This is a genomic window from Streptomyces avermitilis MA-4680 = NBRC 14893 (assembly GCF_000009765.2).
In the GTDB taxonomy this organism is placed as follows: Bacteria; Actinomycetota; Actinomycetes; order Streptomycetales; family Streptomycetaceae; genus Streptomyces; species Streptomyces avermitilis.
In genome coordinates, this window is record NC_003155.5 from 2,620,877 (window position 1) to 2,645,867 (window position 24,991).

Here is a 24,991-nt window from a genome sequence, read left to right on the forward strand (position 1 = left end):
CCCCGGCTCCTCCCCCGGCCGGGGCGCCGGGCAGCACCCGTGGGGGACGGCCGTCCGGGCGAGCGCTCCACCGTCCGGACCTGCGGGGGCCGGGAGCCGCCGGGGGCGTCCGGCCGAGCGCCGACGGTACGTCTCGCCTGTGCCCCCGCCCGCCCTCGCTGTCCGTGTCGCACGAATCCAGCCACCCGCGCGGTGACCCGTGCACGCGTCGATGACACGAAAGACCGCGAGGCGGGTACGTAGGGTTCCATGACACCTGAGCGTCCCGAACCCACGGTGCCCACGGCCACGTACCGCCTTCAGCTCCAGCCGGAGTTCCCGTTCGGTGCGGCGGAGGCGGCCGTGCCGTACCTGGCCTCGCTCGGCGTCTCGCATCTGCATCTGTCGCCGGTCCTCGAGACCGTACCGGGGTCGTTGCACGGCTACGACGTCGTCGACCACGCGCGCGTGCGGGACGAACTGGGCGGCGAGAGGGGACTGCGCTCCCTGGCGCGCACCGCGCGGGAGCACGGCCTCGGCCTGGTCGTGGACATCGTGCCGAACCACATGGCCGCGGCCCCGCGCCACAACCGCCCCCTCTGGGAGGTGCTGCGCGAGGGACCGGATTCCGCGTACGCGCACTGGTTCGACGTCGACTGGGACGCACAGGGCGGGCAGCTGCTGCTGCCGGTGCTGGGGCAACCGCTCGGCGCGGAGATCGACCGGCTGAAGGTCGACGGCGACGTGCTGCGCTACTACGACCATGTCTTCCCGCTGCGCGAGGGCACCGGGAAGCTGCCGCTGCCGCAGCTCCTCGATGCCCAGTGGTATCGCCCGGTGTGGTGGCGGCTGGCGCGCACCGAACTCAACTACCGGCGCTTCTTCAGCATCTCCGAGCTCATCGGGGTGCGCGTCGAGGACCCGGAGGTCTTCACCGCGACGCACGCCACCGTGCTGCGGCTGCTCGACGAGGGTGTCGTCGACGGCCTGCGCATCGACCACCCCGACGGTCTCGCCGACCCGGACGCGTATCTGCGCCGCCTCCACGCGGCCACCGGGGGCCGCTGGACCGTCGTCGAGAAGATCCTCACGGACGGCGAGCACCTCCCCGCCGCCTGGCCCGTCGCGGGAACCACCGGCTACGACGCCCTGCGTCACGTCGACGGGCTTTTCACGGACCCGGCGGGAGCGGGCGAACTCCTCGGCCAGTACCGGCGTTTCGCGGCCCCCCAGGCCGATCGCGGCGGCCACTGGGAAGCGACCGTGCGGCGCGCCGCGTACAAGGTGGTCACCCATGAGCTGGCCACCGAGGTGGACCGCCTCACGCGCGCGGCGAGCCGCCTGTGCGCCACCTCCCCGGACCCCGCCCTGCGCGACCACGCCCCCTGGGCGCTGCGCACCGCGCTGCAAGAGCTCCTCGTACGTCTCGAGGTGTACCGCCCGTACGCCTCCGGGGACGCCGCCGCGGTCGTCACCGAGGAGGCCGCCGCCGAGGCCCGTGCCGTCTTCACGGTGCCCGAGGAGGCCGGTGCGGTGAGCGTCGTACGGGATCTGGCGCTGGGGCGGGCCGGTGACGGGCCCGGGCACCTGGAGTTCCGGGCCCGGTTCGCGCAGACGTCGTCGGCGCTGCGGGCCAAGTCCGTGGAGGACACGGGGTTCTATCGCTACGTCCCGCTTCTGTCGGCGAACGAGGTGGGCGGGAACCCGGGCAGTCCGGCCGTCTCCCCCCAGGACTTCCACGCGTACTGCGCGCGCGTGCAGCGCGACTGGCCCGCGACCGGCACCGCTTTGTCGACGCACGACACGAAGCGCAGCGCCGACGTGCGCGCGGCCGTCTCCGTGCTCACCCAGTGCCCGGAGCGCTGGGCCGACACGCTCGCGGAGGTGACCCGCGCCGGCGACGGCGTGCCCGACCCGCACGTCGCCTGGGCCGCCTGGCAGACGGTCCTCGGGCTCGGACCGGCGGCCGAGGAGCGCGTACAGGCGGCCCTGCTGAAGCACGTCAGGGAGGCCGGGCTGCACACCGCCTGGACCGAGCAGGACCCCGCGTACGAGGAGACGGTGGCGGCGTTCGTCGCGCAGGGCCCGTGCGGGGCGCCGGGGCGGCTCGTGACGGACTTCCGGGCCGAGTTGGGCCCGCATGTCCGGGCGAACGTTCTCGGGGCCGCTCTGGTCCATCTGACGATGCCGGGTGTGCCGGACGTCTACCAGGGGACGGAGGGCGAGTACCGGGCGCTGGTCGACCCGGACAACCGTGGGGTGTTCGCACCCCAGGAGCAGCCCTCGGCGAAGTCCGCGCTCACGACGGCGGCCCTGCGGCTGCGCGGGCGGCGCCCGGAGGTCTTCGGTGACGCGGCGACGTACGAGCCCCTCGAGGCCGAGGGGCCGGGCGCCGCCCACTGTGTGGCCTTCGTGCGCTCCGGGGAGGTGCTCACGGCAGTGACCCGGCTGTCGCTGCGGCTGGCGGAGGCGGGCGGCTGGCGCGACACGGCCCTCGCGCTGCCGCCGGGCCGGTGGGCCGACGCACTCGCCCCGGAGCGGGAGTTCGAGGGCCACACGCGCGTGGTGGAGCTTTTCGGGTCCTCGCCCGTGGTGCTGCTGGAGCGGCTCGGGGGCCGAGTGGGCGGCGTACAGGCGACGGTGGCCGGACCGCGGTGACCTGAAGGGGTGGTCAACGGGCGTCGAGAAGGGCCGTCGGCGGGAGCGGCCGGGCCGTCTCCGGGGCCCCGCAGTCGGCGGGCCGCGCGATGCCGTCCTCGCAGGCCTCCGCGGGCGCCGCCGGGAGCCCTCCATACCGGCGCAGGAGCTCCACGAAGGCCGCGGCGGCACCCGAGGGCGGCACGCGGGAGAAGACCGTCAGGGGACGCCTCCAGGGCGGGTCCACGGAGAGTACGACGCAGTCCTCGCCGACCGCGCCGCGCACGATGTGCGAGGGCGCGGTGCTGACGCCCACACCGGCCGCCGCCATACGCACCGCCGTCGAGGTGTGCTCGGTGAACACGGCGGTACGCGGCCGGAATCCGGCCTGCCCGCAGGCCCAGTCGAGAAACCGCTGTCCGTGCACGACGGGCTCCATGGCGCACCGGATCCACGAGCGGTCCGACAACTCGGGCAGCGTCACCGTCGTACGGCCCGCGAAACGGTCGTCGAAGGGCACCACGAGGACGATCTCCTCCTCGCCGACCGGCACGACGCTGCCGGGCCAGTCCCGCGGCGCGGGCCCGACCGCGAGGTCGGCGGTGCCGCGCTCGACCTGTTCCTCCAGCGCCTCGGAGGTGGCGTACTCGTGGAGGTGCAGCACGACCTGGGGGTGGGCGGTACGCCAGCGGGCGAAGACGTCGGGGAGCACCCCCACGGCGACGGAGTGGACGGCCGCGATGTGCAGTTCGCCGCCTTCGGCTCCGGCGGAGGCGCGGGCCGCGCGGCGGGCCTGGGCGGCGCTGCGCACGGCGAGTTCGGCGTGCGGGCGGAAGGCGCGGCCCATCGGGGTGAGGCGCACCCCGCGCGGCATGCGCTCCAGGAGCGCACCGCCGACCGACCTCTCCAGGGCCTTGATCTGGTGCGAGAGCGCGGGCTGGGTGACATGGAGGGTCTCGGCCGCGCGGGTGAAGGACGCCTCTTCGACGACGGCGAGGAAGTACTCCATCTGCCGCAGACTCATCTCCCCCGCCTTCCATGAGCATTCTGCATGGCTTCCACAAGAACATTGCCTTGGATCTATGACAAGGGGAGGGCGGAAGGTGGAGAACATGAACACACCGGACGTCATCGTCATCGGAGGCGGCACCGGCGGCTACAGCGCCGCCCTGCGCGCCGCCGCCCTCGGTCTGACCGTGGTGCTCGCCGAGCGGGACAAGGTCGGCGGAACCTGTCTGCACCGTGGCTGCATTCCGAGCAAGGCGATGCTGCACGCCGCAGAACTGGTCGACGGCATCGCCGAGGCGCGCGAGCGCTGGGGGGTGAAGGCCACGCTGGACGACATCGACTGGCCTGCGCTCGTCGCCACGCGCGACGACATAGTGACGCGCAACCACCGCGGCGTGGAGGCGCACCTCGCCCACGCGCGCGTGCGCGTCGTCCGGGGCAGTGCCCGGCTGACCGGTCCGCGCAGCGTCCGCGTCGAGGGTGCTCCGGACGACCTGCCGGGCGGCGCGGGCGACTTCACCGCGCGCCGGGGCATCGTCCTGGCGACCGGCTCACGGCCGCGTACGCTCCCGGGGCTCGTGCCGGACGGGCGGCGCGTGGTGACGAGCGACGACGCGCTGTTCGCGCCCGGCCTCCCCCGCTCCGTGCTGGTCCTGGGCGGCGGTGCGATCGGGGTCGAGTACGCCTCGTTCCACCGCTCCATGGGTGCGGAGGTCACTCTCGTCGAGGCCGCCGACCGGATCGTGCCGCTCGAAGACGTCGACGTCAGCCGTCATCTGACGCGCGGTCTGAAGAAGCGCGGCATCGATGTGCGGGCGGGGGCGCGGCTGCTCGACGCCGAACTCCTGGAGGCGGGGGTACGCGCGCGCGTACGCACCGTGCGGGGCGAGATCCGCACACTGGAGGCCGAGCGGCTCCTGGTGGCGGTCGGGCGGGCGCCGGTCACCGACGGGCTGGACCTGGCCGCCGCGGGCCTGGCGACGGACGAGCGGGGTTTTGTGACGCCGTCCGACTGGGACCGTCTGGAGACCGCGGTGCCCGGCATCCACGTGGTGGGCGACCTGCTGCCACCGCCGTCCCTGGGACTGGCCCACGCGTCGTTCGCCGAGGGCCTGTCGGTGGCCGAGACGCTGGCCGGGCTGCCGTCCGCGCCCGTGGACTACGCGGCCGTGCCCCGGGTCACGTACTCGTCGCCGCAGACCGCCTCCGTGGGGCTGGGCGAGGCGGAGGCACGCGCGCGTGGACACGAGGTGGACGTCAACACGATGCCGCTGACCGCCGTCGCCAAGGGCATGGTCCACGGCCGGGGCGGGATGGTGAAGGTCGTCGCCGAGGAGGGCGGCGGGCAGGTGCTCGGCGTGCATCTGGTGGGCCCCCACGTGTCCGAGATGATCGCCGAGAGCCAGCTGATCGTCGGCTGGGACGCACAGCCCTCCGACGTGGCCCGGCACATCCACGCGCACCCCACGCTGTCCGAGGCGGTCGGCGAAACGTTTCTCACGCTCGCGGGACGGGGGCTGCATCAGCAGTGAGGCCCGCCGCGGAGGGAGCCGGACCGCCCCTGCGAGGACGGGGCACGCCGTCAACGCCTCTTGGCGCCCCCTGGCGCCGCCCCGTCTTCTCCTTGACAGTTCCCCCCGGCCGTGGACTACTGCGGATTGCGACGTCGGGCGGACCAAACGGGGGTGAGTCTCCTGCCGGAGCAGCGCTACCCCAGTGTGACCGAAATCGTTTCGTCCGCCCGCGCGCTGGCGGCTCACCGGCCCGGCCTGTGCGCGCTCAGACAAGTCGGTGTCTCCCGCGCGGGCCGACCTCTGCACCTGCTGTCCGTCGGCCACGCGACCCGTGCCGTCCTGGTCGTCGCGGGCGCCCACGCCAACGAGCCGACCGGCGGTTCGACCCTGCTGTCACTCGCCGAACGGGTGCTGTACGAGCGGGAGTTGCGGGACGGCACCTCCTGGCACTTCCTGCTCTGCGCGGACCCGGACGGCGCGGCCCTGCATGTGACTCCGGCGCCGCGCACACTGTTCGACTACCACCTCGGGTTCTTCCGTCCGGCGGGCCCCGAGCAGCCGGAGTGGTCGCCGTCCGTGCTGCCGCCGGACCGGCTGCCGCCCGAGACACGCGCGCTGACCCGGGTCATCGACGAACTGCGCCCCTACCTTCAGGTGACGCTCCACGGCACCGATCTGGGCGGCAGCTGGGTGCAGTTGACGAAGGACATCCCCGGCCTCGCCGAGCCGTTCGCGAAGTCCGCGGCGGAGCTGCACATTCCGGTGGAGACGGGCGCCTCCGACGCGGCGGGCTGGCCCGCGTCCGGTCCCGGCGTCCATGTGATGCCCGCGCCGGGTTCGAACGCGGCGTACCCGAGCATGCCCGACGACGCCCGGCACAGCACCTGGTACCACACCCATCGGTACGGCGGTCTCACCGCGGTCGTCGAGGTCCCGATGTGGGCGAGCGACCTGGTGGACGATCCGGCGCCGCACCCGGCGCCCGCGGCGGCCCTGCGGCAGCTGGGGCGGCGGCTGCTGCGGGACGCGCTGGAGGTGGAACTGGTCCTCACGGAGGCGCTGCCGCGGCTGCCCGGCCCCGACGGGCCGCTGCTGCGCGCCGCCAAGTGGGCGCTGGAGCTGGTCCCGGGGCTCGCGGGCGACTGGGCGCAGGCGCCGCCCGCGGACACCACGATGGCGTACGTCGGCAGTGTCGACGCGTTCGGCCGCCGGCTGCCGCTGCGGGCCGCCGCGATGCTGCTGCGGGTCCTCCAGGAGGCCGACGACCGCGCCGCGCCGCGCCTCGAACAGCTCGTCGCGGCCTGGAGCGACGCCTTCGCCGTACGCTTCCGCGCGCGCTGGGTCCCCCTGGAGGACCAGGTCGAACATCAGTCCCGTACGGTCGTGGCGGCGGCCCGGCACGCGCGGGACCGTGCGGCGTGACGTCCGGGCTCCGGAAAGAGCCCGCCGGGCGCGCCCCGGTCAGCTCCGCAGACCGGGCGTCGGCCCGTCCGACGCCTGCTCCGAGAGCGCGAACACCGCTCCGGTCTCCCCCTCCAACCCGCAGGCGTTCCCGAAGGCGTGGCGGTACTCGACGTGCCGCCCGTTCCACTCGCCGTGCGCGTCCGCGGTCACCGGGGCGTAGATCATCGGGCAGAACGTGCGCTTGGGCGGGATCCGGGTGATGTCCCCGTCGGCGGCCGCCAGTTCCTCGCACGCCCGGGCCGCGTGCGCGTGCCCGTGGGGCGGGTCGCACGTCAGGAGCCTGCTGATGTGACTGGAGCGGGCGTCGCCCGTGGTGACCGTCACATAGAGCCAGTTGCCGGGGGTCACCCGGTGGGCCGCCGCCTGGGCCGGGGCCGCGCTGAGCAGGGCGATCGCGGCCAGCAGGGCGCCGGGGACCGCCATGGTCGTCTTCGTCATTCCGTATGCATCGGCACGACGGCGTCCGAACCCCAGCGGGGCTCACCCGAATGCGAGCGCACGGGCGCGTACCGCCCCGCGAGTTCGAACGCGGCGAGCACCACGCGCGTCTGGTACTCGACCTGGTGGCCGACCGGGACCCAGCGCGCCCCGTAGCCGTCGCGGTAGTCGGCGCACCACTCGTCGATGAGCCGGTCCAGCTCGGGGAGGACGTCGGACGCCGCGGCTCCGGCGGCCGTGGCGAGTTGGCGCAGCAGCCCGGCGGTCCGCAGGGCGACCCGGCGGCCCGAGATGCCCAGCGCGGTCAGCCGGGCGGTGTTGAGCGGCGGCAGCGGCCGGCCCGTGCCGTCGAACGTGTCGGGATCCCAGGAGTCGGCGAGCCCGGGGCCGACCAGTAAATAGTCGTCGACCGGGGCGAGCAGACTGGCGGTGTCGGGGGTGGCGGCGAGCCGCGGCCGGATCCGGGCGAGGATGTCCTCCAGAAGGCCCGTGTCGCGGCGCAGGGTGCGGCTGACGGCGCGCAGGACCGCGTCGGCGTCGCCGGGCGGTGAGCCGTCCTCCACAGCCGCCACGCCCCACATGGGCGCCTCGACGACCGCCGTCACGGTGCCGTAGCGCTGCGGGTGGAACCAGGTGGATTCGACCGCGGCCTCCGTGATGGCGGCGGCCAGGTCGCCGCGGCGCGGCGGTGGGATGCGGTAGACGGCGGGGCCCAGGGGCGGCCAGTACAGGGTGTCGTAGGGGCCGAGTTCGCGCGGGATGCCGAACCGGGCGGCGGTGCCTGCGACGCGCTGGGCGAGGCCGGGCAGGTCCTGGGTCAGTTCGACGAAGCCGCCGCCGACGTCCACGCCGTGCAGGGAGCACTGGAAGAAGGGCCGCAGCTCGTCCTGGAGGTCGAGGAGGGCGCGGGTTTCGGGCAGGGCGGCCCGCTCGGCGCCGTCGGGCAGCCACTCGGGCTGCTCCAGGAAGCCCGGGCGGAAGAAGTGCCGGAAGTAGTGGCCGAGGGTGTACGGGCCCGACAGCCAGCCCTCGTTGCGGCGCGCGCCGTCGGGGTCGAGGCAGAGCAGCAGGTTCCAGGTGGCGTCGGCGCCCTCGGCCGGCCCGGGGCCGGCCAGGACCCGCTCGGCGAGGCGCAGGGCGGTGGCGCCGCCCACGGGTTCGTTGGCGTGCGGTCCGGCGACGACGAGGGCGTGGCGGGTGCCGTGGCCGACGGACAGCAGCCACAAGGGCGTGCCGCCCCGGGACGTGCCCACGCGGCGCAGCCGGGCGTCGCCCGGACGGCGGGCGACGAGCGCGGCAGCCCGCGCGGCCAGTTCGTCGACAGTCGGGTAGCGAAGGAGTGGCGGCAGGGCGCACCTCCACTCATGTGGTGCCGTCGGTTCACCTGGTGTGCATGGTGTACGCACAGTCAGTCACGGCTCGGCAGGTACGTCAACACCGCCCGGGGCGAGGGAAGGCCGGGCGGACACGGCACGTGACACCGGGGCGGGGTCTCGCTCCGGCGCGGCCCGCCGTGCACACCGGGCGGCGCAACGCGCACCCTGGTGCGGGGCGCCGACCGCCGTCGGCTACTCCGTCGCGAGCCGAAAGGCCATGTTCCCGAAGCTCACCTGGTCGCCGTCACGGACGACCGCGGCGCCGATCACGTGACGCCCGTTCACCGTCGTGCCGTTGGTGGATCCCAGGTCGCGCAGCACCCACAGGCCGCCCTGGCGGCTGAGTTCGGCATGCACACGCGAGACGGTGTCGTGACTGAGCCTCAGACCGCTGGCGGGGTCGCGGCCTATCCGCAGCGGGTGCGTGCTGCCGGGGTGCGGCAGGAGCAGCTTGGGGAGCCGCTCGGCCTGCCAGGCCCTGCGCAGCCGTACGGTGAAGCCGGAGACCGCCTCGACCGTGCCGAACACCAGCCGCGACACGCGCTTCTCGGCGGGCAGGTCGGCGGTGAGCGCGGCCAGTTCGGCGGGCTGGCGGGCGACCAGCGCCAGTTCCATGCGCCGGATGAACGTGTCGTGCGAGAGGCGTCCCAGGGCTACGCCGTCGCGGAGCACCTTCAGCGCCCTGTCGCGCTCGGCGTCCGACAGCCGCGCGGGGTACGTGTGGAACTCGAAAGACGACGTCACGCAGGTGATTGTCGGGCAGTCGGGCCAGGGTGTCCAGAAAACCCCGGAAACGGACGTCGTCTCCGTCAGGGTCGTTCCGCGTGGCAAAAGGGTCGATTCAACGGCGAATTGATCTCGATTGACGCACCATGGACTGGCTACATCACGATGAGCAGACGAGGGGGAACCGTCCGTGCAGTTCGAGGTGTGGGCACCACAGGCCGCCCGGGTGACGCTCCACTGCGGCGGCGCCACGCGCGCGTTGGCGCGCGACGAGGAGCGCGACGGCTGGTGGAAGGGCGACGCGGAGGCCGGGGACGGCACGCGGTACGGGTTCGCCCTGGACGACGGTGCCGTGCTGCCCGACCCGCGCTCGCGCCGCCAGCCGGACGGCCCGGACGGGCTGAGCGCGGTGGTCGACCACGGGCGGTACGCGTGGCGTGCCGACCGGCCCGGGCGCGGGCTGCCGGGCGCGGTGCTGTACGAGCTGCACGTGGGCACGTACACGCGGGAGGGCACGCTGGACGCGGCCGCCGAGCGGCTCGGGCATCTCGTGGAACTGGGCGTGACCCATGTGGAGCTGATGCCGCTGTGCCCGTTCCCCGGCCGGCACGGCTGGGGGTACGAGGGCGTCTCCCTGTGGGCGGTGCACGAGCCGTACGGCGGGCCCGAGGCACTGAAGCGGTTCGTCGACCGGGCGCACGAGCTCGGCCTGGGCGTCGTCCTCGACGTCGTGCACAACCATCTGGGCCCGTCCGGCAACTGTCTGCCCGCGTTCGGGCCGTACTTCACGGACACCCATCACACGCCGTGGGGCGCCGCCGTGAACCTGGACGCGCCCGGCTCGGACGAGGTGCGCGCCTATCTGGTCGGCAGCGCGCTGGCCTGGCTGCGGGACTACCGGGTCGACGGGCTGCGCCTGGACGCGGTGCACGCGCTGTGCGACACGCGCGCGTGCCACTTCCTGGAGGAGCTGTCGACGGCGGTGGACGCCCTCGCTGCCGACCAGGACCGGCCGCTCTTCCTGGTCGCCGAGTCCGACCTGAACGACCCGCGGCTCGTCACTCCCCGGCACGAGGGCGGCCTCGGTCTGCACGCGCAGTGGAACGACGACTTCCACCACGCCCTGCACACCGCGCTGACGGGCGAGTCGCAGGGCTACTACGAGGACTTCGCCCGGGCCCCCTTCGCGGCACTGGCGAAGACGCTGACGGGCGGCTTCTTCCACGACGGCACGTACTCGACGTTCCGGGGCCGGTGCCACGGCCGCCCGCTGGACCGTACGCGCGTGTCCGCGCACCGGCTGCTCGGCTATGCGCAGACCCACGACCAGGTCGGCAACCGCGCCCAGGGAGACCGTCTTTCGGCGTCCCTGTCCCCCGGGCTGCTGGCATGCGCGGCGACGCTGACGCTCACCTCCGCCTTCACGCCGATGCTGTTCATGGGCGAGGAGTGGGCCGCGGGCACCCCCTGGCAGTTCTTCACCGACCACACCGATCCCGAACTCGCGGAGGCCGTACGCCGGGGCAGGCGGCGGGAGTTCGCGGCGCACGGGTGGGCCGAGGAGGACGTCCCCGACCCGCAGGACCCGGCGACCCGCGACCGCTCCTGCCTCGACTGGGCGGAACCGGAAAGCGGCATCCACGCGCGCGTGCTGGCCTGGTACCGCGGCCTGATCACCCTGCGCCACCACGAGGCGGACCTCTCGGACCCCGACCTCACCGACGTCAAGGTCGCGTACGACGAGGAGGCGCGGTGGATCGCCTTCCGCCGCGGCGACGTACGCGTGGCCGTCAATCTGTCCAAGGAGCCCGCGCGGATCCCGCTCGGTCTCGCCCACGCGCGCGTGCTGGCCGCGTGGGAGCCGGTGGAGACCCCGGGCGCGGACGGGGTACTGGAGCTGCCGGGCGAGTCGTCGGTGGTGCTCACGCAGGCGTGACGGGCGGTGGCGGGTGGGTTGGGGCGGCGCGTATGCGCTTGCGTAAACGCTTGCGCAAGCGTTTACGCATCGTCCGTCACGTCACCTCTCGCCGCCCCGCCGGACAGGTCTAGAGCGTCTCGTCCCCCGGCAGTTCCGTGACCCGTTCCAGGAGGATCGCCTCCCAGGCGCGCCGCAGTCGGGTGCGCAGAAGCGGGAGGGGGCTGTCGTCGCGTCCCTGGAGACGGTCGGCGAGGCGGACGAGGGTGTCGCAGCGGGTGAGCCACAGGCCGCGCAGACAGGGGCGGGCGCCGTAGCCGGCGAGGGTGGCGGCACGTACGGCGGCGGGGGCGCCCACGGCGATGGCCAGCCCGGCGATGTCCTCGGCGGGGTCGCCGATCACCGCGTCGGTCCAGTCGAGGACGCCGCGCACCCGGCCGTCGCCGCTCACCACGAGGTGTTCGCCCTTGAGGGCGTGGTGCACGAGGACCGCCGCACCGGGCTGCGCGGCGAGCTGCACCGCCGCCGGCGCCGTGAGCTGACCGAGGCGGTCCGCGTCGAACTCGTCGGCCCCGGAGAGGTACTGGGCGGCGTCCTCCGCGACCGTCCGCAGCGCTTCGAGGGAACGCGGCACCGCGCGCGGGACGCCGAGCGGCTCCGCCTGTCGTACGGGCACCTCGCGCAACCCGGTGAGCAGCGCCGCGAGGTCCGCCTCACCGACCGCCGAGACGGCATGCTCCTCTCCGCCGGCGCCGGGCAGCCTGGTGTCGAGGGTGTAGGCCAGCCCCGTGGCCCACTCGCCGTGCGCGACGCTCGCCGGGACCGCGACCCCGATGTGCGGCCGGACCAGGTCGCGCAGCCGCAGCTCGCGACGCAGGCGTACGGACGCGTCACGGTCGGGGGCGAGCCGCAGCACATGGCGCGTACCGACCCACCAGGTGGAGTGCTCACCGCCCGCGGCGACGGGCCGCACCTCCGGTCCCGCTCCGTCCGCGGGGCCGTCGGCGAGCACGGAACGGACCAGTCTGCGGATGCTGTCCGCCGTCGGTGTCGGTGCCTGGGTCATGGTCGCGCCGTTGTCGTCTCGGGGGCGTGAGGGGGGTGGTCGGTCAGTCGACGATCACCAGCTCGCGGGAGGTGTTGTTGAGGCGGCGTCCGCCGTCGTCGGTCACCGTCACGATGTCCTCGATGCGTACGCCGAAGCGGCCGGGCAGATAGACGCCCGGCTCCACGGAGAAGCACATCCCGGGTACGAGGGCCCGCTGTTCGCCCTCGATCATGTACGGCGGCTCGTGCGTGGTGACGCCGATGCCGTGGCCCGTGCGGTGGATGAAGCGGTCGCCGTAGCCGGCGTCGGCGATGACCGCGCGGGCGGCCCGGTCCACGTCCTGGCAGGCGACGCCCGGTCGCACCGCGCGGAAGCCCGCCTCCTGGGCCGCGCGCACCAGGTCGTGCACCTTGCGCTCCTCCTCGTCGGGCTCGCCGACGTGGACCGTGCGCGAGGTGTCGGAGCCGTAGCCGTGCTTGAGCCCGCCGAAGTCGAGGACGACCATGTCGCCGCGCTCGATGACGCGGTCGCCCGCCTCGTGGTGCGGATTGGCTCCGTTCGGGCCGGAGCCGACCACCGTGAAGTCGACCTGGGAGTGCCCGAACTGCCGTAGCAGTTCGGCGAGATCGGCGGCGACGTCCGTCTCACGGCGCCCGGCGAAGGGAACCTTCCGGATCTCCTCGAACGTGGCGTCCGCGGCCGCGCCGGCGGCCGCCAGCCGCTCCAGTTCCGCGGCGTCCTTGACGGCCCGCAGCATCGGCAGCGCCTCGGTGAGCGCGACGTAGCGCGTGCCGGGCAGCCGGCCGCTCAGGCCGAGCAGGTGCATGGCCCAGGCGTTGTCGCTGATGCCGAAGCGGCCGGACCGGTCGAGGAGGGTCGCGGCCGCCTCGTACGGGTCCTTGCCGTCGGTCCAGTCGCGCAGCGTCAGCGCGGGCGCGCCGGCCGCCTCCGCCGCGTCGGGCGCCTCCAGGGTGGGCACGACCAGGACGGGGTCGTGTCCGGCCCGCAGCACCAGCAGGGTGAGCCGCTCGGTCTCGACCGGCCGGTACCCCGTCAGCCACACCAGGTCCGGGCCGGGTGCGACCAGTACGCCGTCGAGACCGGCGTCCGCGGCGGACTGTGCCGCGCGCCGCATCCGGGCCGCGTAGTCGGCGGCGGTGAAGGGTGCGGGGTCGCCGGTGCCGGGGGGCGCGGGCGTGCCGGTCATCCATGGCCTCCGTAGGTCGCGGTGTCCCAGGGTCTACGGGCAGCATCCTCCCCCTCCGACGGGGCGTGCGCGAGCCGATTGCGGTGCCGGGGTCGACTTCCCGAGACAATATGAGAGTGCCTCTCACATTTTACGAAAGGGTGCCTTCACGGCCCGCGACGGCGACCGGCTGCCGACACACGTCGGGGCGGCTCCGCCGGTGACCGGACGGCACCCGCGGCATCCGGCGGGTTCGGGCTGGTCCGTGGCGCCGAGGCTCGACGGGCGAAAAGGGCCGGTCGGCCGCACGAGTGCCGTCCGAGCAGTCGGTCGCCCGCTCCGCCGCCCTGCCGCGCCGCAGGGCAGCCGAGACCGAACCGGGGCTCCGCCCCGATGGTGCGGGCTCGCGTCGTCGTGCCGGCCGGCGGCGGCCGTCCGGCATCTCCGGGCTCGCGGGGCATGATGCGGCAGCCGACGCCGTGGCTACGTACGAGCCCCCCGCGACGAGTAGCGGTTGACGAGTCACCTCCCCGTCGCGGCTACGTGACGATCCCCGGTGTCGCCATCAACTGCTGCTGGTTGCCGTTGGCGTGACGCACCGTCAGTGGGACTGCCGTGCCGGGGCGTGCGCCTGCCACCGCCCGGGCGAGATCGGCGGCCGAGTCGAGACGGGTTCTGCCGAAGGCGAGCAGGATGTCGCCGCGGACCAGGCCCGCCGTGTAGCCCGGACCGGGGGCATGGACCCCCACCACGAGAGCGCCATTGGACGCGGCGTCCACGGCTTCGACGCCCAGGGTCGCCTTGCCCGGCGCGAGCACGGCGTTCGCACTGCTGTCGCCCTGCGCGGACTTGGCGCCCATGGACTGCGGTCCGCCGGACACCGACGCCCCCGGACGGCCGGAGGCCGGCGGAACCAGAGGACCCGACGGCCCCGCCGCTCCCGCACCGCCTCCCGCCTCCGCTGCAAATCCGCCAGCTTGCTATCCGATCACGGTCGCGCCCACGGTGCCGAGGCCGATGCCCGACAGAACGAGGACCGTCCCGACGAACACGGCGAAGAGCAGGGTCGTCAGCCGCTTGCCCCGTCGGGGCGGAGCGGCATGGGGGCGCCGGGGGGTGCCGGACGCTCGATCGCCACCGGACTCCTGGCCCGGCATCGGTTTGGGACGCAACGCAGTCTGTTCCATGGATCGCCTCCACAGATGCTCTACCCCGCGCGTCGGCGCACCACGATCCACGAACGAGTGAGACTGGGCCCGCGTCACCTCGACACCCTGGCGGGCGCCGGCGGCGCGGGCCGCGGTCCGGCATCCCGCGCAGCCGCACCCCAAGGCCACCCGTCCCCCTCCGGATCGGGCACACCCGACACCTGACTGCGCCCCTCGCCGACGAGCCGCAGCCGCCTGTCCCCCCCCTCAGCGCGCCACCGGCGCCGCCCACGCGGTGAACGGTGCGGAAGGTGCCCGGTCCGGTACGAAGCCATGGGCACGCCGGGCCAGGTCCGCCGCGCCGTAGCGGTGGCAGTCCTGGTGCCACTTCAGGATGCCGGACATCCAGTTCTGCAACTCCACGACATAGCCGTCCATGATGTCCCGCACCTCCTGCGGGAGCTTGAAGTCCTTGTAGAGGAGCGGCAGTTCATGGGCGGCCACGTGCTCGAACTGGTGCATCCGCTGGGTCATCAGGTCGTTGATGACGCCGAGCGCGGTCGGGTAGTCGCAGCCGAAGAAGTTCTGCACGACGAGGATCGCGTTGTGCACCTCGCCCTCGTACTCGATCTCCTTCTGGTACGAGAAGACGTCGTTGATGAGCATGCCGTAGTCGACGGCCGCGTTCTCCAGAGAGCGGACGGGGCCGCTGCGGTAGATCTCGGGCGGGACCTTCGGGCCGTGGCCCACGCGGCACAGGCTCAGGGTGAGGTCGGCCCCGAAGGTGGCGCGGCGCATCTCCAGGTAGTCGATCGGGTCGGGGATGCGGTGCTGGAGCTGGTTGGACAGCTCCCACACCCAGCTCTCGGTCATCACGTCCACCGAGGCGCGGAACGTGCGCCGCTCGTCCGGGGTCATCTCCGCCGTCGTAATGGCCCACAGGTCGATGAGGCCGCGCTCCATGCCGTTGACCGGCGCCGGGACCTCCTCGCCGTCGACCGGCATGCACGCCGACAGCCGTCGTGTGCACAGCTTGGCGGCCGCGAGGTCGCGGCGCGGCCCGAACACCATCGGGTAGTAGTCGTCGCCGTACGTGCCCCAGGCCAGCCACCGTGAGCTGAGGTCGAGTTCGTCGGGCGTGGCGTCCGGATCGAGGCCGGCCGAGCACAGCGGCAGGTCGTACGCCGTCAGCTTGTCCTCGTCCCAGACGCCCTCCTGGAGCATGCCCGTGCTGTGCATCCACGGGGTCAGCCGGGCGCGGGCGCCCTCCAGGTGCGGGCTGAGTTCCACCTGGAACGGCATATGGAAGTCGGGGATCCGGGACGGTCCGACCTTCTGGAACGGCACGTGGGTGTATCGGCGCAGCCGCTCGGCCCCGGCGTCGGCGAGCAGTCCGCGCAGGTCGGCGGCGGAGGTGCCGATCGCGGAGAGCCCGAAGGGCCGCTTCTGGGAGAGGGCGCCCTCGTTCATGTAGCGGCTGGACCTCAGATGCCATTCGTGGCCGCCCGACTGCCAGTCCTGAAGTCCCCGCGCGTACGCCGCGACCGCCGCGACCTCGGGTGGGGTGAGGCCTTTCTCCAGGGCCAGCGCGGGCACTTCGGTGAGCGCCGTGTGCTCGAACTGGTGGAGCCGCGAGGTGAGGATGTCGTTGACGGTCTCGGCGGCCTCCTGCGTCGTACAGCCGAAGAAGGTCTCCAGGACGAGGACGCCGTTGCTCAGCTCACCCTCCTCCTCGACCTCCCGCTGGTACGAGAACAGGTCGTTGCGCAGGTGCACCCCGTCGGAGAAGGTCTCCATCAGCACCCGCAGCGGCCTCGACCCGGCGACGGCGGCCGGCACTTCGGCGGTCGCGTACTCGACGAGCCCCGCCGACCAGGGGGCTCCGCCGACCTTGCGGCGCATCTCGATGTACTCGACGGGGTTGGCGATCCGCCCCTCGTTGATGTTGGACAGCTCCCACAGCGACTCGTTGAGCAGGTGCTCGGTCGAGACGGCGAACCGCTTGCGCCAGTCCGCCGACATCGCGGGCACCGTGCGCGCCCACAGGTCGGCGAGGCCCGCCTCGACCGGATTCTCCGGCTCCGGAACGGGTGCCGACAGGTCGAGCGGCATGAAGAGCGGCAGCCGGTCCAGATAGGCCTTGCCGCCCTCGCGGTCCTGGGTGCGCTTGAACGTCTCCAGGAAGTGGTCGTCGAAGAAGAACACCCACACGTACCAGTCGGTGATGAGCGAGAGCGCCGGGCCGTCGCAGTCGGGGTGTGTGTACGCGCACAGCAGCCCGTAGTCGTGTGCGTCGAGGTCGGACTGCTCCCAGATGCCGGAGCCCTCCAGCATGCCCATGCCGCGCGCCCACCGCGTGGAGTGGGCGCGCGCCTCGTCGAGATGCGGGTTCAGCCGCGCGGGGTAGGGCATGTAGAAGTGCGGGAGTTGGAACGGCTGCGTCATGGCCGGGCCCTACCCAGGGCCCTTCGGGGACATCCGCGGGCCGGGACATGATCACACCATCGCGTGAATCGCGGGCGTTCCCGCCCGGCCGTCCCACGCGTGCGTGCCCCGGTTCCACGCCTGCCCGCCGCAGTTCCGCGCCTGCCTGCCCCGGTGCCACGCCCTCTTGCCACCCCTGCCCGGCCGGGTCACCGTGACAGCATGACCTCCTTCGTGCTGCCCCATGAACTGCACGGCGACGGCGCCCACAAGGTGTTCGCGGTGCACGGCTGGTTCGCCGACCGGGCCGCGTACGCGGCGGTGCTGCCGGATCTCGACCGGGCCGCGTTCACGTACGCGCTGGTGGATCTGCGCGGGTACGGAAGGGCCAAGGACGCGGTCGGCGCGTTCACCACCGCCGAGGCCGCCGCGGACCTCGTCGAGCTGGCCGACCGGCTCGGCTGGGATCGGTTCTCCGTGATCGGGCACTCCATGGGCGGCACGGTCGCGCAGCGGCTGCTGGCCCTCGCCCCGAAGCGCCTGCGCCGGATCGCGGGGGTGTCCCCGGTGCCCGCGTCGGGGCTGTCGTTGCCGGCCGACCAGTGGCAGCTGTTCGCGGACGCGGCGCACAAGCCGGAGAACCGGCGCGCGATCATCGACGTCACCACCGGCGGGCGCCGCCCCGGGGCCTGGCTCGACCGGATGGTCGCCCGCTCCCTCGCGGACAGCGACGCGAAGGCGTTCCGGGCGTGGCTGGACTCGTGGGCCGGGGAGGACTTCCAGGCGGAGGTCACGGGCGCGGGGGTGCCCGCGCTGGCGGTGACGGGGGCTCTTGACCCGGCGCTGTCGAGCGCGCTGCTCCGGGACACCTGGATGCGCTGGTACCCGCGCGGCGAGCTGAGGGAGCTGCCCTCGGCCGGGCACTACGCCATGGACGAGGCGCCGCTCGACCTGATCCACGTGGTGGAGGAGTTCCTCCGGGCCGAGGACGCCGGCGAGTGAGCGTCCGCGAGCAGGCCCCGCCCGTCCCCGATGTCTTCGACCCGCGCCGGTACGCCGCCGGAGTCCCGCACGCCGCGTACCGCACGCTCCGCGACCATCACCCCGTCGCCCGGCAGGCCGAGCCCGAGGTGCTCGGCTGGCCCGCCGGGCCGGGGTTCTGGGCGGTCACCCGGCACGCGGACGTCGTACGCGTGCTCAAGGACTCCACCACGTACTCCTCGCGGTTCGGCGCCACCCAGATCCGCGACCCCGATCCCGACGACCTGCCGTTCATCCGGGACATGATGCTCAATCAGGATCCGCCGGACCACGGCAGGTTGAGGCGGCTGGTCAGCCGTGCGTTCACGCCGCGCCGCGTCGACCGGTTCGAGTCGCTCGCCCGTGACCGCGCCCGCACCCTGCTCGCCGCCGCCCTCGCGGGTGCGCGCGCCGGCGACGGCAGCTGCGACCTGGTCGCCACCGTCACCGACGACTACGCCCTGCTCAACCTCGCCGATCTGCTCGGTGTACCGGAGAGCGACCGCGGCCTGCTGCTGCACTGGACGCGGCGCGTCATCGGCTACCAGGACCCGGACGAGGCGGGCGAGCCGCTCCTCGACGCGGCGGGCAAACCGGTCGATCCGCGCTCACCGGGGGCCCTGCGGGACATGTTCGAGTACGCGCGGCAGCTGGCCTCGTACAAGAGGGAACACCCCGCCGACGACATCATGACGACCCTCGCCACCGACCCCGAACTCACCGGCCCCGAGCTGGCGATGTTCTTCTTCCTGCTGACGGTCGCGGGCAACGACACCGTGCGCGGCGCCGCTCCGGGCGGCCTGCTGGCCCTGGCGGAGCACCCGGAGGCGTACGCCCGACTCCGTGCCCGGCCACAGCAACTACCCTCCGCCGTAGAGGAGTTGCTGCGCTGGCATCCGCCCGTGCTCACCTTCCGCCGGACGGCCGTACGCGACACCGACCTCGCCGGACAGCGCATCCGGGCCGGCGACAAGGTCGTCGTCTTCCACGCCTCGGCCAACCGTGACGGGCGCGTCTTCACCGCCCCGGACCGGCTGGATCTGTCGCGGTCACCGAACCCGCACGTCTCCTTCGGCGACGGCCCGCATGTCTGCCTGGGCGCGCACTTCGCCCGCCTGCAACTGCGGGTGCTGTACGCGCAGACGCTACGGGCGCTGCCCGCACCGCGGGTCGCCGGGCCTCCCGGACGCCTCGTGTCGAACTTCATCAACGGGATCAAGTCGCTGCCGTTGCAGGTGGCATGAGGGGTGCGTCAGGGCCTGGCCTGGATCACCGCGTGCGTCCCGCTCGTGCGCCATCCCTGCCCCTGGGCCGCCGCCAACGCCGCCTCCGTGTCCGCGTCCAGGCCGACGATCACGTCCGATTTGAGGGTGCGCAGGGCCACGACCGGGCCGGGGAAGTACGCCGTCGGGGTGGTGAACGGTGTCGTCGGGGGCCAGAGCCGGTCGCCCACCAGACGGCGGTAGTTGAGGTCGCCCTTCATGATGGTCAGGTCCGCCTCGGCGAACTCGCGGCGCAGGTCGTCCGGCATGTCCGCGTACGGCAGCGGCGCACAGGAGAAGACATGGGCCCGCACCACGAGGCGGCCGTCGGTCAGGGCCGACCACAGGCGGTCCCCGGCCGCCCCGGCCGCCCCCTTGGTGCCGGTCAGCCGCCGTACCGCGTCCAGGACGTCGGCGGTCGTGGCGTCCGAGACGAAGTACGGGTACGGCTTCACGTGCAGCACCGCCCGTTCGGCCCGCCCGTGGTGCAGGAGATGGTCGATCAGGAGCAGGTCCGGGATGAGCTCGCGGCCGGCGTTGTCCGCGACCAGACAGACCGTGCGGGCCGGGCCGGCCGTGCCGTCGGCGTCGGAGTCGGAGTCGGAGTCGGAGTCGGCCGTGTGCGCCGGCAGCAGCGCCCACAGTGACTCGCTGTCGTCCACGAGGAGTTGGGAGTCGACGGAGCCGTCGCCCCCGGCGGAGATGCGGAAGCCGAGGTCCGCGCGGTTGCCCCAGAGCGAGCCGTGGAGCAGCGCCCGCGCCTGTTCGTCCAGCGGCCGTCCGGTGAGCGCGTCGAGCGCGGCCAGTTCCTCGGCCGCCTCCGGGGTGTCGAGTTCGGCGAGCTTGAAGGGGCGGAAGGGGTCGATGCCCTGCCAGGGCCCTGAGCCGAAGTAGCCGACAGCCGCGAGGAGTTGTCGGTAGAAGTAGCTCTCGGCCCACAGGAAGGGCACCGAGAACCAGGAGCGGCCGAGGTGCTTCGGAAGCCCCCAGGCCACCCACCGCTCGTGGTCCTCGGCCGGTGTGCCGAGCGGCTCGATCACACCGTCGAGGGCGCTCTTTTGCAGCGCGTCGAGCGCGCGCCGCTGCTCGGGCCCGTACGGGAAGGCGTCCCGCACCTTGCGGATGAGCGCGGGGTGCCGCTCGGCCAGCACGCTGTGCGGGAAGGATCCCGGGTCGTCGCTGACGATCACGGGGGCTTCAGACATGGTCCTGTGCTCCTTCGGGACCGGTCCGGATGCCGACAGGCAGCTCCAGGTCCCTGACCGCGGGGTCCAGCTGCTTCCCGTATCCGGCCTCGGTCCACACGTACTTCTGGAACTGCTCCGGCGTCAGCAGACCCTCCCACGGGCCGCCGCCGGGGCAGAACACCGACGCGCACCCGGAGCAGTAGTGCGCCGGACGCCACAGCCGGTCGGCGCGGTGCTCTCCGGCGTTCACCACGTCGCGCTCGCGCGCCTCGCCGCGGACCACGAGGATCGTGCCGACGAACAGCAGCACGGCCAGCAGCGCTCCGCCGATCGTGTAGAGCGGCTTGTCGTTGTCCACCCCGCTGTACGCGAGCGCGGCGCCCACGCCGACCATCAGCATGCCCTCGACGAAGTGCAGACAGCCGTCGAATCCCGACGTCACGCCCGGCGCCTTCGCCAGGCGGTTGGACAGGCCGTCGCGCACGGACGCCTCGTCGGCGCAGATCTCCTCGACCGCGCGCACCGTCGATTCGCCGCAGCTCGGACATATCACTCCGACTGGCCCGTGGGCCGACTCAGTTGGCATGCGCATACGCTAACGGCCGGCCGGCGCACACGCTGTCGCGCGGGCCGGTGTCCCGCGCCGCCACACCCTGGACGCGCAGCTTCCGGGTGCCGCTCGCGGTGGACTGAACGCACGGCATCGCATCCCCGTACTCCTCTGGTACGCGCTCCCCCACCGGCCGAGGAGACTCCCGGATGACCGCACACCGCACCGCCGCCGCGGCCGCCGTAGCCGTGGCGGCCCCGCTGCTGCTGACCGCCTGGGCGGCGGGTCCGGCCCAGGCCCATGGCGCACCGACGGATCCGGTCAGCCGGGTGGTGGCGTGCTCCCCCGAGGGCGGCGGCCGGGCGCGGACCGCCGCCTGCACGGCGGCGATCGCGGCCAACGGCTCGCCCTTCACCGCGTGGGACAACCTCCGGGTCGCCGGCGTGAACGGCAGGGACCGGCAGCTGATCCCGGACGGGAAGCTGTGCAGCGGCGGCCTGCCCGCCTACAAGGGGCTCGACCTCACGCGCTCCGACTGGCCGTCGACACGGCTGACCCCCGGCGCGTCGCTGACCATGAAGTACAGCTCGACGATTCCGCACACCGGCACGTTCAAGCTGTATCTGACGAAACAGGGGTACGACCCCACGAAGCCGCTGACCTGGTCGGACCTGCCGGCGCAGCCGTTCGCGCAGCTCAAGGACCCGGCACTGGCGGGCGGCGCCTACCGCCTCGGGGCGAAGCTGCCCGCGGACCGGACCGGGCGCCATGTGCTCTTCACCATCTGGCAGAACACCAGCACGACGGACACGTACTACTCGTGCTCGGACGTGGTCTTCGCGAAGGCCAAGGCCGCCGCCGGTGCGGGCGGCGGATCGACGGGCGCCGCCAGGAAGCCGGCCGGCAAGGCGACTCCGAGCAGTCCCGCCGCCACGTCCTCACCGTCGAGCTCCCCGTCCCCGAGCAGGTCCGAGACCGCCGCCTCCACGCCGCCGCCGTCCAGGACCGCCGTGCCGGGTACTCCGGCGGCGGCCACCGCGCACCGTTCCGACAGCGGCCCGTCCCTGCCCCTGCTCGCGGGCGGCGCCGCGGCGGTGGTGCTCGCCGCGGGCGCCGTCGTGAGCTTGCGCCGCCGTCGCCGCTAGGAGGTCGCCGCCAGGGGACGGACACCCCGTGTGGGGCGTCTCCTGGCGGCGGCCCGCGGGCCGCCGCCAGGCCGTCGCCGGACCCTTGCCGTCAGACCGTCGTCATCAGGCCGTCGCCGTCAGGCCGTCGTCAGTTGACGAAGACCGACGGGCTGCCGGACACGCTGGTGTCCTTGACCGGGGCGTACTTCGCGGTGAAGTAGCCACTGCTGAAGCACAGGGACGAGCCCGAGGTCTTGGTGAACTGCTGGTTGGTGAAGGTGATGCTGTTGTCGGTGTTGCTCGCCGTGCCCGACAGGCTGGGGGCCTGGTAGACACAGTTGATGGTGCCCAGCAGGGTGCTGAGCTTGACGGTGGTCTGGATGGTGGAGCCGCTGGCCGGAGTCACGGTGACGGTTCCGTCGGAGCCCACGGTGGTGGTGTACGGAAGGTTGTTGACGGTGACGCCGCTGACGCCGAGGACACCGATGACATTGCTGGTGCAACCGTCGAAGGTGTGCGCGGTGACCGACTCGGTGGCCGTGCCGGACGCGGCCGGGTTGTCCACGACACCGGCGGTGAAGGTGGACGCGCTGCAGGAGACGCCGCTCGTGCCGGTCGCGCTGGAGTAGAGCGTGGCCGCGGTGCCGGTGGCCAGCGAGGCGCTGAGCACGTCACCGGTGGCGACGGCGTCACCGCCGGCGCTGCCGGTGGTCAGGACCGTGCCTGCCGCGGAGGCGGGCGACATCGCCGAGACCGAGAGGGCCACGACGACGCCGGCGAGGGCAAGCAAGGGTCGAGTGCGCATGGGGGTGCCTCTTCTCAGAAGTGTGGAGCTGCTGCGGGTGACCGCGCCCCTCGGGGATGCGAGGGGACGCGGAGGTGCGGCTGCCGCCGCCGGCCCATGGCGCCTTCTCCGTACGCGACGGACCGGCGGCGGCAGCCGGGCGACCGGACACGGCCCAGGCGATGGGAAGGCGACCGTGCCGGCGCCGCGGTGGGGGTGATGGATCACTCGGAGGTGGTGGAGACCGCGCATCGTGGTGGAGACCGCGCATCGTGGTGGAGACCGCGCATCGTGGTGGAGACCGCGCATCGTGGTGGAGACCGCGCATCGTGGTGGAGACCGCGCATCGTGGTGGAGACCGCGCATCGTGGTGGAGACCGTGCGTCGCGCCGCGCGTCCAGAAGTGCCGCCACCGCCCCGGGACAGCCAGGGGCCGGGAGAGCGACTCGCGCCGTGCGACGGATCCGGCGCCACGGATCCTTGGGAAAGCAGGGGAATTTGTAAACCTGATGAGCAGTCAACGTCAAGACGTAGCAAGGAAGTTGGCGGCTCGCGGCGGAGAAGTTGACCTGCGGTACACCTGGTGACGCACAGGTGTCACACAACCATCACCCTTTTCGCACAAGTTGCTTGACCCTGAACTGTAACCACCGGTAACTTCCACCGCGGCTACTGCTGCGTAACGAGAAAGCCCTTGCGCTCGCCGGGAGGTGCGAGGAGGCGTCCGCGGCAGCCGCTGTCCGCGCCAGGACAACGTGCCAGTGAAACCGCACCTGCATTGACTATGCCCAGGAGCAGACATGGCCTCATCCTCGGACGCCACGGCGTCCCACGGTTCCACCCCCCAGACCCCGGAAAGCGGTTCCGCCGCCGAAGGGTCCGAAAGACGCGGGCGGGTCCGCCTGCGCCGCGCCGCGGTGATGGCGGTGCCTGCCACCGCGATCGCCGCCGGACTGGTGATCCTCACCGCCCAGGGTGCCCTCGGGGTGCAGTTCGCCATATCCGGCATGCCGTTCACGGTCACCGCCACCGACCTGAACGGCACCGGCTTCGAGCAGTTCGGCAACCTCGACAACATGGCCGAGGGCAGCCCGAACGCCGGTGACACCGGCGGCCAGGTCCTGGTCGTCACCTCCGCGATCAAGGACGCGACCCTCACCAAGCTGTGCCAGAGCGTCGACCTCGGCGGTACGAACCTGCGGATCGAGGCGGGCGCCGGCAAGGACAAGGTGGTGGCGAGCGATCTGACCACCGACTCCACCGAGCTGTCCGGCGACGCCGAGTTCAACAAGATCGAGATCGGCAACGACGCGAGCACGCTCGACAAGGCGGGGGTGCAGGGCAACAAGGGCGTCTTCAGCCAGCAGGCCGACACCGTGCATATCGCCAATCTCCGGCAGACCAACTACGCGACCACGGCGGGGGTGTTCAAGCTTCCGGGCCTGCACCTCAGCTTCAGCGACAAGGCCTGCTGATGGCATCGCGGCCGAGGTCCGCCTTCAGGCGGTGGCGCGCGAGCCGTCCCTTCTGGGGCGGACTGCTGCTCACCCTGGGCGGTGCGGAGGTCCTCCTCACCGAGAAGGTGTCACTGAAGGTGGTCATGCACATCGGCATGCAGGGCCTCGCGGGCTATCTGCTGCCGGTCGTCATGATGCTGTGCGGCCTGCTGATCCTCTTCAACCCCGCCCAGCGGCTCTTCTACTCCGTCATCGGCATCCTGGTGACCCTGGGCACCTGGCTCACGTCCAACCTGGGCGGCTTCTTCATCGGCCTCCTGCTGGGCGCCACGGGCAGCTGCCTCGCCTTCGGCTGGCTGCCGGACCAGGAACCCCGCCGGCGCCTGCTGCGCCGCCATCGGACGCCGTCCCCCACGGCCGATTCGCCCGCGTCCTGACGCCACCGCTCCTCGGCGAGCGGGCTCCGCCGACCGCCCCCCGCGGCACCCCGAGGTCGTCCCCACCGGAACCCGCTCGCCGAGCCCGTGGCCATGGGCCGGGGCCCCGGCGGTCGTGTGGTCGTCCGGCCCGCGGCCTCGCCGCCAAGAGCGCGGCGCGCAGACGCGCCGGTACAGCGACGGTGCAGCGACGGTACGGCCACATGACACGTACGGCGTCCGCCGGCGTCCGGCGGGCAGGGCCCGCACCTAGTCGCCGCCAGGGGCCGCATCCACCGCGGGGCACTGACCCCAGGGACGGTGG

Annotated in this window: 21 protein-coding genes; 9 read left to right on the forward strand and 12 right to left on the reverse strand. The window is 73.2% G+C overall.

Features of this window, described 5'->3' with window-relative positions; genetic code table 11:
- The first annotated feature begins 249 nt into the window (after positions 1 to 249).
- The gene (treY, locus tag SAVERM_RS11300; RefSeq protein ID WP_010983592.1) at positions 250 to 2,637 is read left to right on the forward strand and encodes a malto-oligosyltrehalose synthase; all 2,388 of its coding nucleotides are present in this window, start codon (positions 250 to 252) and stop codon (positions 2,635 to 2,637) included.
- Positions 2,638 to 2,650: 13 nt separating this feature from the next.
- Here treY and SAVERM_RS11305 read toward each other — a convergent pair whose 3' ends face one another.
- Positions 2,651 to 3,640 (reverse strand): LysR family transcriptional regulator, encoded by a 990-nt coding sequence (locus SAVERM_RS11305; RefSeq protein WP_010983593.1) that lies wholly within the window; start codon positions 3,638 to 3,640, stop codon positions 2,651 to 2,653.
- Between the two features lie 88 nt (positions 3,641 to 3,728).
- Between SAVERM_RS11305 and lpdA the strand changes: the two genes are divergently transcribed.
- Entirely contained in the window at positions 3,729 to 5,156 is a 1,428-nt protein-coding gene (lpdA, locus tag SAVERM_RS11310) for a dihydrolipoyl dehydrogenase (protein ID WP_171033200.1), read from the forward strand.
- A 153-nt stretch (positions 5,157 to 5,309) separates the two neighbouring features.
- Positions 5,310 to 6,560 (forward strand): M14 family zinc carboxypeptidase, encoded by a 1,251-nt coding sequence (locus SAVERM_RS11315; protein ID WP_010983595.1) that lies wholly within the window; start codon positions 5,310 to 5,312, stop codon positions 6,558 to 6,560.
- Between the two features lie 39 nt (positions 6,561 to 6,599).
- Here the strand turns inward: SAVERM_RS11315 and SAVERM_RS11320 are convergent, their stop codons facing one another.
- The 3 genes from SAVERM_RS11320 to SAVERM_RS11330 form a co-directional block, all read right to left on the reverse strand.
- Positions 6,600 to 7,040 carry an SSI family serine proteinase inhibitor gene (locus SAVERM_RS11320; RefSeq protein WP_010983596.1) on the reverse strand — a complete coding sequence of 147 codons (441 nt, stop codon included), beginning with the start codon at positions 7,038 to 7,040 and terminating at the stop codon, positions 6,600 to 6,602.
- Complete coding sequence (locus tag SAVERM_RS11325) at positions 7,037 to 8,389, reverse strand: M14 family zinc carboxypeptidase (protein WP_037650076.1); 1,353 nt, start codon at positions 8,387 to 8,389, stop codon at positions 7,037 to 7,039. Before SAVERM_RS11325 ends, SAVERM_RS11320 begins: the two co-directional genes overlap by 4 nt.
- Positions 8,390 to 8,608: 219 nt before the next feature.
- Positions 8,609 to 9,160, reverse strand: a complete 552-nt coding sequence (locus SAVERM_RS11330; RefSeq protein WP_042492943.1) for a DUF1707 and FHA domain-containing protein — start codon at positions 9,158 to 9,160, stop codon at positions 8,609 to 8,611.
- 172 nt (positions 9,161 to 9,332) lie between these two features.
- On the opposite strand from SAVERM_RS11330, the gene treZ reads away from it, so the two are divergent.
- Positions 9,333 to 11,078 carry a malto-oligosyltrehalose trehalohydrolase gene (treZ, locus tag SAVERM_RS11335; RefSeq protein ID WP_010983599.1) on the forward strand — a complete coding sequence of 582 codons (1,746 nt, stop codon included), beginning with the start codon at positions 9,333 to 9,335 and terminating at the stop codon, positions 11,076 to 11,078.
- 109 nt (positions 11,079 to 11,187) lie between these two features.
- Here the strand turns inward: treZ and SAVERM_RS11340 are convergent, their stop codons facing one another.
- From SAVERM_RS11340 to cyc2, 5 genes are all read right to left on the reverse strand, one after another.
- The gene (locus SAVERM_RS11340; protein ID WP_010983600.1) at positions 11,188 to 12,123 is read right to left on the reverse strand and encodes an aminoglycoside phosphotransferase family protein; all 936 of its coding nucleotides are present in this window, start codon (positions 12,121 to 12,123) and stop codon (positions 11,188 to 11,190) included.
- A gap of 43 nt (positions 12,124 to 12,166) precedes the next feature.
- Positions 12,167 to 13,312, reverse strand: coding sequence for an aminopeptidase P family protein (locus SAVERM_RS11345; protein ID WP_010983601.1), 1,146 nt, complete (start codon positions 13,310 to 13,312; stop codon positions 12,167 to 12,169).
- A 518-nt stretch (positions 13,313 to 13,830) separates the two neighbouring features.
- A complete protein-coding gene (locus SAVERM_RS45900; protein WP_010983602.1) occupies positions 13,831 to 14,172 on the reverse strand; it encodes a PDZ domain-containing protein in 342 nt (113 codons plus the stop codon).
- 99 nt (positions 14,173 to 14,271) lie between these two features.
- A complete protein-coding gene (locus SAVERM_RS45905; RefSeq protein WP_420822299.1) occupies positions 14,272 to 14,478 on the reverse strand; it encodes a hypothetical protein in 207 nt (68 codons plus the stop codon).
- Between the two features lie 228 nt (positions 14,479 to 14,706).
- A complete protein-coding gene (gene cyc2 / locus SAVERM_RS11355) occupies positions 14,707 to 16,884 on the reverse strand; it encodes a germacradienol/geosmin synthase Cyc2 (RefSeq protein WP_010983603.1) in 2,178 nt (725 codons plus the stop codon).
- Between the two features lie 201 nt (positions 16,885 to 17,085).
- On the opposite strand from cyc2, the gene SAVERM_RS11360 reads away from it, so the two are divergent.
- Both SAVERM_RS11360 and SAVERM_RS11365 read left to right on the forward strand, forming a co-directional pair.
- Complete coding sequence (locus tag SAVERM_RS11360) at positions 17,086 to 17,865, forward strand: alpha/beta fold hydrolase (RefSeq protein WP_010983604.1); 780 nt, start codon at positions 17,086 to 17,088, stop codon at positions 17,863 to 17,865.
- Positions 17,862 to 19,127 (forward strand): cytochrome P450, encoded by a 1,266-nt coding sequence (locus SAVERM_RS11365; protein WP_010983605.1) that lies wholly within the window; start codon positions 17,862 to 17,864, stop codon positions 19,125 to 19,127. Before SAVERM_RS11360 ends, SAVERM_RS11365 begins: the two co-directional genes overlap by 4 nt.
- 8 nt (positions 19,128 to 19,135) lie before the next feature.
- Here the strand turns inward: SAVERM_RS11365 and SAVERM_RS11370 are convergent, their stop codons facing one another.
- Entirely contained in the window at positions 19,136 to 20,350 is a 1,215-nt protein-coding gene (locus SAVERM_RS11370) for a damage-control phosphatase ARMT1 family protein (protein WP_010983606.1), read from the reverse strand.
- Positions 20,343 to 20,918 (reverse strand): hypothetical protein, encoded by a 576-nt coding sequence (locus SAVERM_RS11375; protein ID WP_167544192.1) that lies wholly within the window; start codon positions 20,916 to 20,918, stop codon positions 20,343 to 20,345. The genes SAVERM_RS11370 and SAVERM_RS11375 overlap by 8 nt, the downstream gene beginning before the upstream one ends.
- Positions 20,919 to 21,091: 173 nt before the next feature.
- Between SAVERM_RS11375 and SAVERM_RS11380 the strand changes: the two genes are divergently transcribed.
- Complete coding sequence (locus SAVERM_RS11380; RefSeq protein ID WP_010983608.1) at positions 21,092 to 22,027, forward strand: lytic polysaccharide monooxygenase auxiliary activity family 9 protein; 936 nt, start codon at positions 21,092 to 21,094, stop codon at positions 22,025 to 22,027.
- 130 nt (positions 22,028 to 22,157) lie between these two features.
- Here SAVERM_RS11380 and SAVERM_RS11385 read toward each other — a convergent pair whose 3' ends face one another.
- The gene (locus tag SAVERM_RS11385; RefSeq protein WP_037650027.1) at positions 22,158 to 22,814 is read right to left on the reverse strand and encodes a hypothetical protein; all 657 of its coding nucleotides are present in this window, start codon (positions 22,812 to 22,814) and stop codon (positions 22,158 to 22,160) included.
- Between the two features lie 779 nt (positions 22,815 to 23,593).
- Here SAVERM_RS11385 and SAVERM_RS11390 point away from each other — a divergent pair.
- Together SAVERM_RS11390 and SAVERM_RS11395 are read left to right on the forward strand one after the other, a co-directional pair.
- A complete protein-coding gene (locus tag SAVERM_RS11390) occupies positions 23,594 to 24,268 on the forward strand; it encodes a DUF6230 family protein (RefSeq protein WP_010983610.1) in 675 nt (224 codons plus the stop codon).
- On the forward strand, positions 24,268 to 24,687 hold the full coding sequence (locus tag SAVERM_RS11395; protein WP_010983611.1) for a DUF6114 domain-containing protein: 420 nt from the start codon (positions 24,268 to 24,270) through the stop codon (positions 24,685 to 24,687). The genes SAVERM_RS11390 and SAVERM_RS11395 overlap by 1 nt, the downstream gene beginning before the upstream one ends.
- The last annotated feature ends 304 nt before the right edge of the window (positions 24,688 to 24,991 follow it).